This window comes from Endozoicomonas sp., assembly GCF_051008435.1.
Classification (GTDB): Bacteria; Pseudomonadota; Gammaproteobacteria; order Pseudomonadales; family Endozoicomonadaceae; genus Endozoicomonas_A.
On record NZ_JBPCXO010000475.1, the window covers coordinates 1 to 1,237 of the forward strand.

General features: G+C 47.5%; 1 protein-coding gene and 1 pseudogene. One reads left to right on the forward strand and one right to left on the reverse strand.

The window, feature by feature from the left end:
* A pseudogene (locus tag ACR2PX_RS23475) lies at positions 1 to 119 on the forward strand (IS701 family transposase); the annotation flags it as partial.
* A gap of 75 nt (positions 120 to 194) precedes the next feature.
* Here the strand turns inward: ACR2PX_RS23475 and ACR2PX_RS23480 are convergent.
* Positions 195 to 893 (reverse strand): hypothetical protein, encoded by a 699-nt coding sequence (locus ACR2PX_RS23480; protein WP_434001778.1) that lies wholly within the window; start codon positions 891 to 893, stop codon positions 195 to 197.
* Between the last annotated feature and the right edge of the window lie 344 nt (positions 894 to 1,237).

Genomic DNA, 1,237 nt, shown 5'->3' on the forward strand with positions numbered 1-1,237 from the left:
CGAATATTTATCAGCACCAACGGGGGCTATTTAAAGAGACGGTTGGTAAATTCATTGAGAGTTTTGCAAAGAGTAAAGACCACCTGCTACCAAAATTAGCAGGTGCCATCAATGCGTAAGTCCTACAAGACTGTTTATTAAGGTATTTTTGTATCGAAAAGGAGGGAAAACGGCCTGGCACTCCAAGCCTTGAATCAGGGCAATTTGCCTGTCATCCGAAGTACATCATCGATCAGAATCTTGTCGAGCCTCTGCTTCTGCTTAAGCATTTCCATCTTGCCGGGACTGACCCGAACCTTAAAACTCTTAGGCTGACTGCCAGTGACGGCTGCAGGCATCGTGACGGTATACTCTTCATGGCTTGGATCAATAAAATCTGGCACAGCGTGGGGTCTATCATCAAAGCTATCCCCCGATTGATGCTTGAGAAGATCCTCATAGTAAGACGCCATATAGGATGAATACGCTGACTTGGATCCATTGCGCCCAGAGTCAGAACCTCTTCTGACAGTGCCACCAAAGCCGGATGCTTCTCTCACATTACCTTTCTTTTCCTCTTCAGGAATAGCAATACCAGCAAGACGGGCAGCCTGCTTAATCTGTTGTGTCTCCAGACGTTTAAGCTCTGTCACCAGTTCCTGATAGGACATCTGATTCAAACGCGCCTTACGGGCCTGATCATAAGATCGGTAACTGTTACCCTTTAGCAAAGGATCTCCATCCAGATACCTGGCCACTGCCTCTCTCCTGACAGAGTCCAGCTGGTCAATCACAACCTGCAACCTCTCAGCCTCTCGCCGCTCTCCCAAAGGCATAGACAACGCCTTAAATGAAAAAATCAGCAACAGGAAACCGGTGACCACCAACACAAAAAGCGACACAATTTCTTTCATATACACCTCCTTCAGCCTCACCACACAGACTTGTTATATTTTGAATACAGCCACTGCAGAGGGTTTCAACGCATTTGATTGATTGGAGCAAAGCTGCATGCCCGACCGATGATTGTCTCTATGTGAGACCATGAGTTGTCCGGACGGTTCAATTGCCGGCAGCTTAGGGGAAGGAATGAAACTCGTCACTAACAGACTGGTCAGAGATACTAACCATCAGGGAAAGCTGGAAAGCTGGAAAGCTGGAAAGCTGGAAAGCTGGAAAGCTGGAAAGCTGGAAAGCTGGAAAGCTGGAAAGCTGGAAAGCTGGAAAGCTGGAAAGCTGGAAAGCTGGAAAGCTGGAA